Below are 12,930 nucleotides of genomic sequence, written 5' to 3'. Positions count from 1 at the left end.
CGCAAGAGAAGCCTCGGGCAAGGTGACGCAAACTTGGCAGGCCAACGCTGAACGAGACCCGAAAAAACCAAAACAAAAGAGAGAAAGAATGACGATGGCCCGCAAAAAGGGCGCGGGCTTCCGTTCCAAAGTTTGACTGTGGCTATTGGGATGACCTACACGCATCAACTTACTCCTCGACCACTTTCCGCAAACCGTCCAGATAAAGCAATAAAGTTCGCCTCTAATCTGAAAGTGTCAGTACTTCATTCGCAATTTCCCCAAAATAGACAGAAATCTGCGACAGGGCGATTTTGGACAGATTAGCAGGGTCCTGTTGTCTCGCATCTAAAGAATTTGCGAGTGCGGTACCCTGTAAAGCGCCTCGCCGTCCATCCAATCGCAAAAACGCTGCGGCGCTGTGTTTTCGGGTGTTTCGTTGCGGTCGGTCGTTTTCTCAATCCTACTCAAGTGTGAGGTGCGCACTGAATTGGCGGATGGCAGATGTTTCGGATCGAGCATGCGGCATCACGCAAACGTAGTCCTTTTTCATTTTCAGGGCATGCTGCGAAGGCGTCACGAGCAATCCGGATGCGAGATCGGTTTTTGCCAAAACGGATGGAACCAGGGCGATGCCAGCTCCTCTTTTTGCGGCAGAGATGGCAAGCGTCAGATCGTTGATCGTTAAACCTGCATGGGAAAACTGCGTCGCATCAGATCCGGCCTGCTGTCTCCAATCCGACCAGAGTGGTTCGCTGGCATAACTGGGGCCCCATTTGTTGTGAATGAGCTTGCTGTCGGGGATATGTGACAAGGATTCATCCATGTTCGGATATGCCTCTTGGAACGAAGGGGCGCAGACCGGTATCGCAACATCCCAAAACAGGCTTGCTTCCCGGTAGCCTGGATAGAGTGTCGAGCCATAGGTCAGGCGAACGTCGATGGCTTCACGTTCAAAATCGATTGGGTCTTCCTGCACGCGGATATCCAGCGGTATTCCGGTTTCTTCGGAAAATGTGACTGCCTTGGGTAGAAACCAAAGCTCTGCCAATGCCGGTAGCACGCTGATCACCAGTTGTCGGGGACGTGTCGCGTTTTGCACAATTCGGGCCGCGTCAGACATTTCCTCAAAAGCGCGGGCGAGTTTGGGATACATCATTTCACCTGCATCCGTCAGTGAAATCCGATTGCCCTTTCTGACAAACAGTCTTTTGCCCAGGTGATCCTCGAGCGTTTTGATCTGCAGGCTGACGGCGGCCGAACTGACGCCCAGTTCTTTCCCGGCCAACACGAAGCTGCCGCATCGTGCGGCGGCTTCGAAGGCCCGCAATGCTGTCAGAGGCGGAAGGGAGTCACTGTAGCCCATAGTAAATCTTATGATACCCAATAATTTTTCTGGTTGTCTTTGTCATAGATTGAATTTCAATGCTGTAAAGGAGGACGCCATGAATCATCTGCTTGAGCTTGAAACTTACCCGTTGGATCGGCCTGACAGTCCAGAATACGCGAAGTTGGTAGAAAAGTGCCGGGCAGATCTGGCTTCTGATGGCATGTTTAATCTGCCGGGGTTTTTCAGAGCCGGGGTTGCGCAGCAGGCGGCAGACAAGGCGAAACCCGCTATGGAAACGGCCTCATTCCGGCATGCGCGCAAACACAACGTCTACTTCAAGGACGAAATGCCCGGTATCGATGACAATCACCCCGCGATGATCAAATCGCAGACGGTCAATCACACGCTCTGTGCCGATCAGCTAGAGGGTAACCCCGTGATCGAAGTGTATGAATGGCAGCCCTTCGCGGACTTTCTGGCCGAAACTATGGGCAAGGAACGGCTTTATCAAATGGACGACCCGATGGCCCGAGTAAACGTGCAGGCGACGCGGGATGGCGAAGGGTTGAACTGGCATTTCGACCGCTCAGAATTTACCACCACGATCCTGCTGCAGGCGCCGGAGGTGGGTGGTGAGCTTGAGTATCGCAAGGATCTGCGCACACCGGATGACCAGAACTATGAAGGCGTGGCCGCTGTTCTGGCTGGCAAGGATCCGGAAATCAAACGGATCATGCCTGCGCCGGGTGCGCTGAACGTTTTTCGCGGGGTGAACACACCGCACCGCGTGGTGCCGGTAAAAGGCGACACGGAACGCGTGATCGCGATTTTTTCCTTCTACGAGACACCAGGCGTCGCTTTCTCGGCTGAGGAACAAATCGGTTTTTATGGTCGATCCGTGTCATGACGCGGGCGCGCAACGCCTTCAAAGATGACCGCAAGCTGACATATTTGAACAGCGACGGGGCGGACAAGCCGCTGATCAGCCCGGTATCACAAACCACGTTGGACAAGGCCCGCGCCTATCGGTTGACACGGTTGCGCGAACAAATGGCAGAGCATGATGTGGCAGGCTTGTTGCTTTATGACCCGATCAACATTCGGTATGCGTTCGACAGCTCAAATATGCAGGTATGGACCAGCCACAATCCGGTCCGGTATGCGATGATCCTGGCAGGTGGTCCTGCGATCCTGTGGGAGTTCAAAGGCTGCGAACATTTGAACGAAGGCCTGCCGGGAATAGACGAAATCCGAACTGCTGTGTCGTGGATGTTTATGACCAAGGGCGACAAAGCCTCCGCCGGGGTCGAAACCTGGGCCGATGAAATAGCCGATGTGCTCGGTCAGCATGGGGGTGGCAACAAGCGCTTTGCGGCAGATAAGCTGGACGGCCCGGGATTGCACGCGCTGCAGGAGCGAGGGTTAACCTATGTCGAAGGGGCCGAATTGACGGAACGCGCCCGGTCGATCAAATCCCCAGAGGAAATCGAGTTGATGCGCTGGACCATTCGGGTCTGCGAAGCCGGAATGGCGCGCATATATGATCATTCAGTGCCGGGCGTGACCGAGCGCGAGCTTTGGGGTCATCTGCATTTTGAAAACGCGCGTTCGGGCGGTGATTGGCTTGAAACCAAGCTTTTGACCTGTGGGCCGAATACCAACCCTTGGTACAAGGAGTGTTCGGATAGGGTTTGCCAACCGGGGGAAATGATCTCGTTCGATACGGATATGGTCGGTCCTTATGGCTATTGCGCGGACCTCAGCCGCAGCTGGACTTGCGGGTACACGCCCATGACGGATACGCAGCGGCGGATCTATGCGACGGCTTTAGAGCAGATCAACCATAACCTTGACGTGCTGAAGCCGGGTGTGAGCTATGCTGAGTTTAACGAAAAAAGCTGGCGTATCCCGGATCGGCATGCCGACTATCGGTATTCGCTTGCTGTGCATGGCGTGGGTATGGCGGATGAATGGCCCGTCATCCCTTTGCACATAGATTTCGATGAGACGGCCATGTCTGGATTTATTGAACCGGGGATGGTCGTTTGTGTCGAAAGCCTTGTCGGCGAAAACGGGTCGGAAAGCGTGAAACTGGAAACGCAAGTTCTGGTGACCGAAATAGGGATTGAGCGGCTCGACAGTTTCCCTTGGGAAAGTGTCTAGGCGTGTTCCCAATCCAAACCAGGACAGGCTTGGATTACCGTTTGAAATGGCCTTGCCTGTAGCCTTGGATTGGCCATTGTGGCGAAATGAGCGAACCAAACCTGAGAATCGACAGAGCAACGCTGCTTCCAGAGCAGGGTTTGATCAGTGGTACAGATCTGTTGAACGCTGGCAAAAAAATGGTGTCGGACTGGAAAGTCGGCACAAGCGCGTTTCAGGCGTCGGCCGGCTATAGGAACGAAATTGACTATAAAAAGGCGATGATCCAATCCGGGCGGGTGATGCAGCACGCACATCTGGGGTTTCGCGATTTATCACATAGCGTCGATGCCATCCAAAGGGTTTACGACAGTTGCCTCGGACGCGGTGCGCGGGTTGATCGGTTCGGCATGTGCCTGGATTGGTCGATGGGATTTCCAAGACATCAACGAACGGAAAATACGCGCGGGACCGGGGTCATTTTGAATGACGCAGATGCCTTTGCACGTCTGACACAGGCCAGCCCAGCGGCAATGCACTTTGGTGACTTCATGCTGGGCTTTCCGGCAGCCCTTGAAAACACATGCGCCGCGCTGGCGGCCGGGGCCACGACGATCGGCAATCTGGGGCAATATTTCACGTTTCGTTTGCCGGAATACGATAATGACGTAGAGACCACACAAGCGACGGTTCAGGCGCTTGGCCTGATTGCCGCTCAGCCGGTGCCGGTATTGGTGCACTCCAATCTGGACGACGGGTATGCTGCGGTTTTCGAGGATTTAACATCGGTTCTGGGTCAGGCGCTGCTTGAAAAACACATTGTGACGGGGCTGATCGGTGCGCCTTACGCAGTGTGTTATGGCCACCATTTCACTGAACCTTTGACGCGGATGGCCTTTCAACATGCTTTGGCACAGATCAGTGATGGAGTGCCGGGATCGCAGATTTACGGTGCAACGGTGCTGTACAAGGGATCACATGCTGAAAACTATGCGGGGCTGTCCTCATATCTTTTACCCGACATTGTGGCGCAGCGGCTGCGCCCAAGCGGGCACGCTTTGAATCCGGTTCCGGTGAGTGAGAATGAACGCATCCCCGACGTGACCGAGATCTGCGATGCGCAATGTCATCTGCGCAGATTGACCGAGTTGGCAGAGGGGTATCTGCCGCTGTTTGACACGGCCGAGATTGACCGGATCAGCAACACGCTCTTGCGAGAGGGTCATCGTTTTGCAGATCGGGTTCTTGCGGGATTGTCGCAAGGTGGCATCGACACTAACGATCCGTTCCAGATGCTGTTGGCTCTGCGCCGTATCGGTGGGCGTGCCTTGGAACAGACCTTTGGCGGAGGCGCGCAAAGGCCTGATGCACCGCGGCGCAGAATTCCCATCGTAAGTGCCACAACATATCGCGAACTAGAGGAAGAAGCCGCGCGCTTTCTGGCATCTGACGCCGGTCAGGCAATGGCCCGTCTGGCTGAATCGCCTGCGCGTATTCTGACGGCTACCACCGATGTGCACGAACATGGAAAAATGCTTCTGGATCTGGTGTTCACCAAAGCAGGTTTTGATGTTGAAGATGGCGGCGTCTCCAGCGACCCGGATGATGTAGTGGCATTGGTCAGGCAAAGCTCTGTCGACGCCATCGCGCTCAGCACTTATAATGGCGTGGCGCTGCGCTATTCCAAATCCCTGCTGCACAAGCTGAAAGAAGCCGGGCTTGACGTGCCGGTTTTAATTGGTGGCCGGTTGAATGAAATACCCGACGGCAGCAATACAAGCCTGCCAGTGGATGTCTCTGACCGATTAACCAAAATCGGTGTCATAGTCTGCGCTGATCTGGAGGCCGCCGCCGAAGCGCTGCGCTCTGTGCTGGCCAGCAGCAGGTCAGATCAGGCGTAATGATCACCGCGTTCCTCTCGGCGTCAGGCGAAACAACGACCAATAGGTAACACTCGTTAAGGATCGCCCTGTGGATATGTTTGCAAGGGTCCGCATATCCATTAGCCTGTAAACGAGGGCTGAACAGGAATAGCAGGCACATGGCCGACTATATCGTACATGCATTGGGTGCCAGCCAGGTTTTGATCACCGGGGGTGAAAGCCTGAGTGGCTTCAGCCAGGGTGATGGGTCCAACCTTGTCGGCGAGTTTATTACGATCGGCACTGGCCCATTGACCGATCTGAACGTGTCAGACGGTGGTTCAGACGTCAATTTTGACGACAACGACGGGAACCAGCGTTTAAACGGCGATCAGGTATTTGATGGCACCACCTATTCCGATGGAACGCGTATTGAGGCCGAATACGTCATTACGCTGCGCGACAACAGCACCGGTCAAACCTATCAGGTACTTGGTGTCAACATTGTTAGCTCGTCTCCTTCGTTCGGAACCACCGAAGGCGTGGCTTTTGTCGGCTCTTTCCCACCGCGCGGGGTACCGCTTGAGGTTATTTCGGCAGCAGAAGGCCCGGGATCTGGGGGCCGCCCGCCGATCAACGAAAACACACTTGTGCCGTGCTTTACCCGGTCCACGTGGATCGCAACGACAACCGGACCAAAGCAAATCGAACAGATCACTTTGTCGGACCTTGTTCTAACGCGGGACCATGGCCCACAGCCGTTACGGTGGATCGGCAGGCGGCGTGTTGAAGAGGCAGAGCTTCGGACCAATTCCAAACTTTACCCGGTTCGAATTCTGGCCGGTTCGCTTGGAAATGGCTTTCCGCAGCGGGATTTGTTGGTGTCCCGGCAACACCGAATGCTGGTTTGCTCGACCATTGCCAGCCGCATGTTTGGTGTCTCAGAGGTTCTTGTTCCGGCAATCAAGTTGACAAGCCTTCCGGGGATTTACGTGGACAAGTCGGTTCGGGAGGTCGAGTATTTCCATTTACTGTTTGATCGACACGAGATTGTCTTCGCGGAAGGCACGCCGTCCGAGAGTTTGTTTACCGGACCCGAAGCGCTGAAAGCGATCAGCGACGCGGCACGGGAAGAGATCATCGCGCTTTTCCCGGAACTGACGCAGACAGACGTGTTGCCAGAGCCTGCCGGGTTCATACCTACGGGCAAGCAACAGCGGAAACTGATAGACCGCCACCTGAAAAACGAAAAACCTCTCATGTCTGCGCCTGGAACAATCCTGTAGCTGCGGTTTAGCCAGACTTTGACCTTAGGGTTCAGGTTATGTGAAACCCACAGCCCGGTAAGCCACACCATTCAGACAATAATTCTGCGATCTGATGAATCGGATCACCTTCCTCCAAATCTTCCGAGCGCAAAACGGCATGCCAGGGAACAGTGATGCCATCTTGAGTGACCTGCGCGCCAACGATGCGACCTTCTTTCAGCGCGGATTGCAGCGCCCAGTTGGACAGCACGCTTGTGCCCAGATCCGAGGCGACCAACTCGACAATTGCCTCGGGCAGTTCAACGGTTGCAGCCCATTTCGGGTAACTGTCCGTCGGGCGGAACAGCAATGCAAATTCCCGGTCGGGTTCTGGGATCTTTGTATAAGTGATAAAGGGCTCTCCTACGATATCTGAGCCTTCGACATATGCACGCTCGGCCAGTCGGTGCGACGGTGGCATGATGTAAAGCAGGGGGTCATCGAACAGTTTGATGCTGCTGAGCCCCGCTTGCGAAACCGTGCCCGAAGTAATCGCAATGTCCAGATGCCGGTTCAAAAGACCGGTCAGCGGATCGCTACGTGCGCCCGCCATGATCTGGATATCGATCCCGTCGGTGCGCGATTTCATATATTTGATGAAAGAAGGCAACCAGCGATAGTTGCTGTAAGCTTCGACCGACAGACGCACCACATGCTGGACGTTGGCGTTCATGCGCCGCACGTCTTCTTCTGCACGGCTAAGGTCGGTCAGGATGCGTTCGGCCACGATTGCCATATAGTCCGCCGCCGGTGTGCGACGCAGTTTCTTGTGCATTCGGGTGAAAAGGGGCACGTCAAGGCGGCGCTCGGCCTCGCGCAGACGGTGCGAAAGGGCCGATGGCGTCACCCCCAGTTTCTTGGCGGCATCGGTGATCCGACCCGTTTCGTTGATGGCTTGGATCAGTTGCAGGTGGCGCAGGTCAAGCAGCGGTTTCATGTGTTTCTAGCCTGAAAAAAATTCACAAAAACCAAAAAACTTCGAAATTGAAATTCAGTCAATAACAAGGTGAAGTCCCGCCAGGTTTTCTTTTGGAGCATCCCCCATGAACGTTGACGCCCGACGCGCGATCGAACAGGACAAGGCCCATCACGTCCATCCTCAGTCTAATCTGCGCCAACATGCCGAGAACGGCCCGACGATGATCACTCATGGTAAGGGGGTTTTCATCTATGACAGCGAAGGGCGCGAGATCATCGATGGTTTTTCCGGGCTGGGGTGCGTGTCGCTGGGTTACCACAACGAACGTCTGTCAAACGCGGCAAAGCGGCAAATGGATGTGCTGCCTTTTGCGCCCACATTCTACAATCGTTCACATCCACGGGTTGCGGAGTTGGGTGAGCGTCTGATTGGTATGGCTCCGGTTGATATGGACCGGGTGATGTTCCAGTGTTCGGGGTCCGAGGCGAACGACACCGCAATCAAACTGTTGTGGTACACCAACACTGCCAAAGGCGAGCCGAACCGCCGCAAGATCATTGGGCGGGTGCGGGGTTACCACGGCAACACAATCGCTACGGTTTCGCTGTCCGGTCAGCCACATATGCACGCCAAATTCGGTCTGCCGCTGCCCGAGTTCAAGCATACCGAGCTGCCGAACTATTACCGCTTCCACATAGATGGCGAGAGCGAAGAAGAGTTCTCGGCCCGGATGGCTGCAAAATTCGAAGAGCTGATTCTGGCGGAAGGTCCTGAAACTGTTGCAGCTTTCTTCGCCGAGCCCGCCATTTCCGGTGGCGGCGCGCTGATGCCGCCTGAAGGCTACTGGAAGGAAATGCAGGCGGTTCTGCGCAAGTATGACATCAAGTTTCTGGCTGACGAGGTGGTTTGCGGCTTTGGTCGAACCGGCAATATGTGGGGTTCTCAGACCTGGGGGCTGGAGCCTGACATGATCTCTTGCGCCAAGGCGCTTTCGGCCGCGTTTTTCCCAATCTCTGCCCTGATGTTCAAGGACGAGATGTATGCCGACATGATGAAAAACTCGGATGAGGTCGGTACTTTTGGTCACGGGTACACATACGCCGGTCACCCGGTTGGCGCTGCCGTTGGGCTTGAGGCTTTGGACATTTACGATGAAATGGATCTGGTGGGCCACGTCCGCAAAGTCTCGACACGGTTCCTGGAAAAATGCCACGCCATGGCAGACCATCCGCTGGTCGCCGAGGTGCGCGGTGTCGGCCTGTTCTGCGGCTTTGAGCTTATGAAAGACGCTAAAGCCCGTGAACCGTTCGATCCCTCTTGGAAAGTCGGTGAACTTGTGCAGAACTTTGCCCATGATCGGGGCCTCTATCTGCGAGCAATCGGTGATCGAATGAGCTTTATGCCGCCGCTGATTATCAACGAGGATGAGATCGATATCGCAACAGAGCGGTTCAAAGGCGCGTTGGACGATGCCTGGGCTGTGGTGCGCGCCAAAACCTGATTACGTTATTGAGGTTGGGCATTTGCTCTCGCCTGATCTCTGCGCCGCCGGCTCTCCCAACTTTCGGCGGCGCGCCTTATTTTGAATTGCCCCAGCCTGCCAAGGAGAACAGGGATGACAACACCGCTGGAACCGAAACTGCCCGATGCGGGTTTGGCTGGAAACTATATCAACGGGGCTTGGCATTGGCCTGAAGGGCGGCTCGAGATCGAAAACCCCTCGCGCCGTGCGCCGATCTGCGAAGTTGGTCGCGGCACGTCAACCGAGGTCGATTTGGCTGTCGCCGCCGCCCGTGCCGCGTTGCCAGCGTGGCGCGCTTTGGCTGCGAGTGAGCGTGGAAAACTGCTCACCGAACTCGGACGTCGCCTGGAAGAAAACGCTGAAGAGGTGGCCCGTGTCTTGGCGGCAGAGTCCGGTAACGCCATCAAGACGCAATCGCGCGGCGAGGCGATGGGGGCTGCCGGTGTTCTCAAATATTACGGCGGCGTGGCGGTTGAACAAAAAGGCGAGACTCTGCCGCTTGGGCCTGGATTACTCAGTTATTCCACGCGCGAACCGCATGGGGTTGTCGGGTCGATCATCCCCTGGAACTCTCCTTTGCAGTTGGGGGCGGTGAAGATTTCGATGGCACTGGCGACCGGGAATTGTCTGGTGCTGAAACCGGCCGAAGACGCACCGCTGGCTATCCTGAAACTGGCTGAACTTGCGGATGGTCTGTTCCCGCCTGGCGTCTTCAATGTTGTGACGGGACTGGGTGAAGAAGCAGGCGCAGCACTTGCTTCGCATACGGGCATCGACAAGGTGTCCTTTACCGGCTCAAGCGAGGTTGGCAAACTGATCGGCAGGGCCACGGCTGATCGCATCGCCAAGCTGACTCTGGAACTGGGCGGTAAATCCCCCACAATCGTCTTCCCAGACGCCATTGCCGATGGTCGTCTGGACAGCACAGCGCAGCAGGTGGCGAATGCCATGCGCTTTGCCCGTCAGGGTCAAAGCTGCACCGCGGGTTCACGGCTGTTTGTGCACAAGGATATCTGGGACGAGCTGATGCCCAAGGTTGCCCAGAAATCCGCCGCACTGAATGTGGGCGACGCGCTGGATCCGGATGTAGATATGGGCGCGGTCGTGAACGCTGAACGCTATGGCGAGATCCGCGCCTATGTGGCCGAAGCCGAAGCCGAAGGGGCCACTTTCCTGATCGGGGAAACTCCGGCTGAGGATCCGGCCGGCTTCTGTCCCAACCCGACCATCATCACCGGCGTCGACAACAATTGGCGCATCGCGCGGGAAGAGGTGTTCGGCCCGGTTATGGTCGCCATCCCCTTCGAGACGGAAGAAGAAGTCATCGCCATGGCCAATGACACCCATTACGGGCTGGCCGCGTTTCTATTCACTCATGATGTCAGCCGCATCACGCGCCTGACGCGTGCCATCGATGCGGGTTGGATACAGGTCAATCAGGGCGGCGGGCAAATCCCCGGTATGTCTTATGGCGGCACCAAGCAATCGGGCATGGGCAGCGAATACTCGATCGAAGGCGCACTTGAGGCCTATACTTACCGCAAATGTGTCACCATCAATATCGAGGGTGGCGCGTGAGCACGGATCGCTTCGGCAATACCATTGATCCGGGTGTGGGATACGCCCGGGGGGCGCTGCTGCAAGGCTCGGCGGATGAGGTGCGCAGACTCGCGCAGGCCGGTCGCGTCGCCGCGGATTTCGTAGCACGCGAAGGTATCGACAAGATCGCCATCTGCACTGGAAACCTGCGCTTCTACCCAGCAACCCCGGGCGATCTGAGCCTGCTGTGCGAAGAATGGATCGGTCCCGGCCTTTTTGGCGAAGAACTGCGCCAAGCCGCAATAGCTCATATGGGTGGGCAGGGGCACGAAGCTGCAGCGGTGGTGAACCGTACAAGCGCCGGGATCGTTGCAACTGTATTGGCGCATGCCACAGGCAAGCCGGTGTTGTCATTGGTTGCAAAAGGTGACCGGAGCCATGCCTCGGTTCTGCGCGGAGCGCGGCTGGCCAATGTGCAGGTCCGTGAAGTTCACGATCTGGAGTCTGTCAAACAGGCGTTAGCCGAGGACAGCCCTGCGTTGTTTGTGATCACGCCTGTCACTTCAGAGCTGTCCATGCTGTGCGATGACCTGATCCGCGACGCGGTGGCGGCAGGCAAAAATGCGGGCTGCGTCACGTTCCTTGACGACGCTTACGGGGCGCGGTTCCGCCCTGTTCTGCATGGCGGTGGGGCGTCGCTTTCCTTTGGGGCCGATCTGGTCATCACCAATGCGGACAAGGCAGGTTTGTCCGGCCCGCGTGCCGGAGTTCTTTGTGGCGACCCGGTTGTGTTGGTCCCCGTGCAGGCCAAAGCCAGCGAATTGGGCATGGAAGCCCGCGCGCCCGTTGCTGTTGGTGCAATGCGCAGTTTACAGGGGTTCACTCCGGACCTGTTGCTGCAAGAGGCACAGGATGGGCACGACCTGGCCGATGCGTTGGAAGCCGCATTGGGGAAAGGTCAGGTAACGCGATCAGCGCTGGGCCCGAAAATTGACGAACAAGACGCGATGGAAATCGTTCTTGGCATGGCTGGATTCGAAAAGGTCAATGTCGTCCCTGCCGAAGTTACGGCCGCGATTGGTATGTTGATGTTGCGTGACAAAGGCATTGTGACGGTCAATACACATGGTCAACCCGGCGGGCGTGTTTCGATCCGGTTGAAACCAACATCTGGTGCCGTGGCCCGCGCCGGAGGCGCAGTGGCGGTGGCTGACTGTTTGATGTCGGCAATGCGCCAGACGGCGCAGAATTTGAACGACAAAACATGGTTCGCGGCAACACTGTTTGGAGACATGTGAATGGCCGATACGACTCTGATCACCCGGCTGGACACCCGGCTGGACCAGTTGGTGAATATCGACATGGGCGAGCGTGGCGTCGAGCACCTGTTCGAGGCCGCACGTGCGCTGGAAGGTCGCTCGTTGATCGGTGCGGCAGCGGAAGCACTGATGGCGGTGCCCGAGGGTGGAACGGTTGTGTTGACCACCGGTTCGGTCTCGCGCGCTTGGATCACGCCGGATTTGGGCGAAAACGATGGCCCCTCGGGTGCGGCGGCGATTGCAAGGGCTTTGGTGCTGGCGCGGAACGTGACCTGCGTGATGTTGTGCGAAGAAACTCTGCTGCCTGCAATTCGCAAAACCTGTCAGGCAGCGGGGTTGTTTCCGGTGACGCTGGAACAGGCGGCGATTGCCAAGGCTGACAAAAGCCTGGCCACGATTGTCATGTTGCCATACGCGACCGATGACGCGGGCGGGCAGGCGCAGGCAGAAATGCTGCTGTCAGACCTGAAACCCGACCTTCTGTTCTCGACAGAACGGGTTGGGCGCAATGAATTCGGTGTTTATCATTCCATGCGCGGTATCGACTATGGAATGGGTCGTGCGCGTGTTGATTTCCTGTTCGATCTGGCTTTGGAGCGCGGTATTCCTGTTGTCGCAGTCGGAGATGGCGGCAACGAGATTGGCATGGGCAAAGTCGCCGACCACGTCAAGGCACACGTACCGTACGGAGATAAATGCCAATGCGGATGCGGCGGTGGCATTGGGGCAGTGACCAGCTGTGATGTGCTGGTGACAGCCGCTTGTTCAAACTGGGGCTGCACTGCAATTGCCGCAGCAATGGCCGCTCGTGCGGGTGACGCGAAACTGCTGCACACACCAGACCGAGAGGCCCTATTGCTAGAAACGATGGTCGCCAGCGGCCTGATCAACTCAACTCACGGGATCGTCGATGACAGTGTCGACGGTTTCCCACGCCAAAGCCATATCGCGGTGGCCGAGCTTTGCCGCACGATCGTGAGCCGCGCGCTCTGAAAACTTACAGGACTGAAC

Annotated in this window: 10 protein-coding genes; 8 read left to right on the top strand and 2 right to left on the bottom strand. The window is 56.6% G+C overall.

The window, feature by feature from the left end; translation table 11 throughout:
• Positions 1 to 442: 442 nt before the first annotated feature.
• Entirely contained in the window at positions 443 to 1,345 is a 903-nt protein-coding gene (locus tag ACR3EH_RS18760; protein ID WP_171187615.1) for a LysR family transcriptional regulator, read from the bottom strand.
• A 79-nt stretch (positions 1,346 to 1,424) separates the two neighbouring features.
• On the opposite strand from ACR3EH_RS18760, the gene ACR3EH_RS18755 reads away from it, so the two are divergent.
• From ACR3EH_RS18755 to ACR3EH_RS18740, 4 genes are all read left to right on the top strand, one after another.
• Positions 1,425 to 2,216 (top strand): HalD/BesD family halogenase, encoded by a 792-nt coding sequence (locus ACR3EH_RS18755; protein ID WP_171187617.1) that lies wholly within the window; start codon positions 1,425 to 1,427, stop codon positions 2,214 to 2,216.
• Positions 2,213 to 3,472 carry a M24 family metallopeptidase gene (locus ACR3EH_RS18750; RefSeq protein ID WP_171187618.1) on the top strand — a complete coding sequence of 420 codons (1,260 nt, stop codon included), beginning with the start codon at positions 2,213 to 2,215 and terminating at the stop codon, positions 3,470 to 3,472. The genes ACR3EH_RS18755 and ACR3EH_RS18750 overlap by 4 nt, the downstream gene beginning before the upstream one ends.
• Before the next feature lie 86 nt (positions 3,473 to 3,558).
• Positions 3,559 to 5,352, top strand: a complete 1,794-nt coding sequence (locus tag ACR3EH_RS18745; RefSeq protein WP_171187620.1) for a cobalamin-dependent protein — start codon at positions 3,559 to 3,561, stop codon at positions 5,350 to 5,352.
• Positions 5,353 to 5,492: 140 nt separating this feature from the next.
• Complete coding sequence (locus ACR3EH_RS18740) at positions 5,493 to 6,599, top strand: Hint domain-containing protein (RefSeq protein ID WP_171187622.1); 1,107 nt, start codon at positions 5,493 to 5,495, stop codon at positions 6,597 to 6,599.
• 31 nt (positions 6,600 to 6,630) lie between these two features.
• Here ACR3EH_RS18740 and ACR3EH_RS18735 read toward each other — a convergent pair whose 3' ends face one another.
• Positions 6,631 to 7,557, bottom strand: coding sequence for a LysR family transcriptional regulator (locus tag ACR3EH_RS18735; RefSeq protein WP_171187624.1), 927 nt, complete (start codon positions 7,555 to 7,557; stop codon positions 6,631 to 6,633).
• A gap of 106 nt (positions 7,558 to 7,663) precedes the next feature.
• Between ACR3EH_RS18735 and ACR3EH_RS18730 the strand changes: the two genes are divergently transcribed.
• The 4 genes from ACR3EH_RS18730 (at position 7,664) to ACR3EH_RS18715 (ending at position 12,912) form a co-directional block, all read left to right on the top strand.
• Positions 7,664 to 9,040 carry an aminotransferase gene (locus ACR3EH_RS18730; RefSeq protein ID WP_171187626.1) on the top strand — a complete coding sequence of 459 codons (1,377 nt, stop codon included), beginning with the start codon at positions 7,664 to 7,666 and terminating at the stop codon, positions 9,038 to 9,040.
• Between the two features lie 114 nt (positions 9,041 to 9,154).
• On the top strand, positions 9,155 to 10,639 hold the full coding sequence (locus ACR3EH_RS18725; protein ID WP_171676282.1) for an aldehyde dehydrogenase family protein: 1,485 nt from the start codon (positions 9,155 to 9,157) through the stop codon (positions 10,637 to 10,639).
• Complete coding sequence (locus tag ACR3EH_RS18720; RefSeq protein ID WP_171187630.1) at positions 10,636 to 11,898, top strand: selenocysteine synthase; 1,263 nt, start codon at positions 10,636 to 10,638, stop codon at positions 11,896 to 11,898. The genes ACR3EH_RS18725 and ACR3EH_RS18720 overlap by 4 nt, the downstream gene beginning before the upstream one ends.
• Entirely contained in the window at positions 11,899 to 12,912 is a 1,014-nt protein-coding gene (locus tag ACR3EH_RS18715) for a glutamate cyclase domain-containing protein (RefSeq protein ID WP_171187632.1), read from the top strand.
• Positions 12,913 to 12,930 lie beyond the last annotated feature (18 nt).

The organism is Ruegeria sp. BG7 (genome assembly GCF_056535685.1).
Note: the sequence above shows the minus strand (reverse complement) of the source record. Positions and strands in the feature narration are given on the sequence as shown.

What these genes read in the sequence shown, in the direction of transcription:
- ACR3EH_RS18760 (WP_171187615.1), bottom strand. Translation starts at nt 1,345, where the DNA reads ATGGGCTACAGTGACTCCCTTCCGCCTCTGACAGCATTGCGGGCCTTC.
- ACR3EH_RS18755 (WP_171187617.1), top strand. Translation starts at nt 1,425, where the DNA reads ATGAATCATCTGCTTGAGCTTGAAACTTACCCGTTGGATCGGCCTGAC.
- ACR3EH_RS18750 (WP_171187618.1), top strand. Translation starts at nt 2,213, where the DNA reads ATGACGCGGGCGCGCAACGCCTTCAAAGATGACCGCAAGCTGACATAT.
- ACR3EH_RS18745 (WP_171187620.1), top strand. Translation starts at nt 3,559, where the DNA reads ATGAGCGAACCAAACCTGAGAATCGACAGAGCAACGCTGCTTCCAGAG.
- ACR3EH_RS18740 (WP_171187622.1), top strand. Translation starts at nt 5,493, where the DNA reads ATGGCCGACTATATCGTACATGCATTGGGTGCCAGCCAGGTTTTGATC.
- ACR3EH_RS18735 (WP_171187624.1), bottom strand. Translation starts at nt 7,557, where the DNA reads ATGAAACCGCTGCTTGACCTGCGCCACCTGCAACTGATCCAAGCCATC.
- ACR3EH_RS18730 (WP_171187626.1), top strand. Translation starts at nt 7,664, where the DNA reads ATGAACGTTGACGCCCGACGCGCGATCGAACAGGACAAGGCCCATCAC.
- ACR3EH_RS18725 (WP_171676282.1), top strand. Translation starts at nt 9,155, where the DNA reads ATGACAACACCGCTGGAACCGAAACTGCCCGATGCGGGTTTGGCTGGA.
- ACR3EH_RS18715 (WP_171187632.1), top strand. Translation starts at nt 11,899, where the DNA reads ATGGCCGATACGACTCTGATCACCCGGCTGGACACCCGGCTGGACCAG.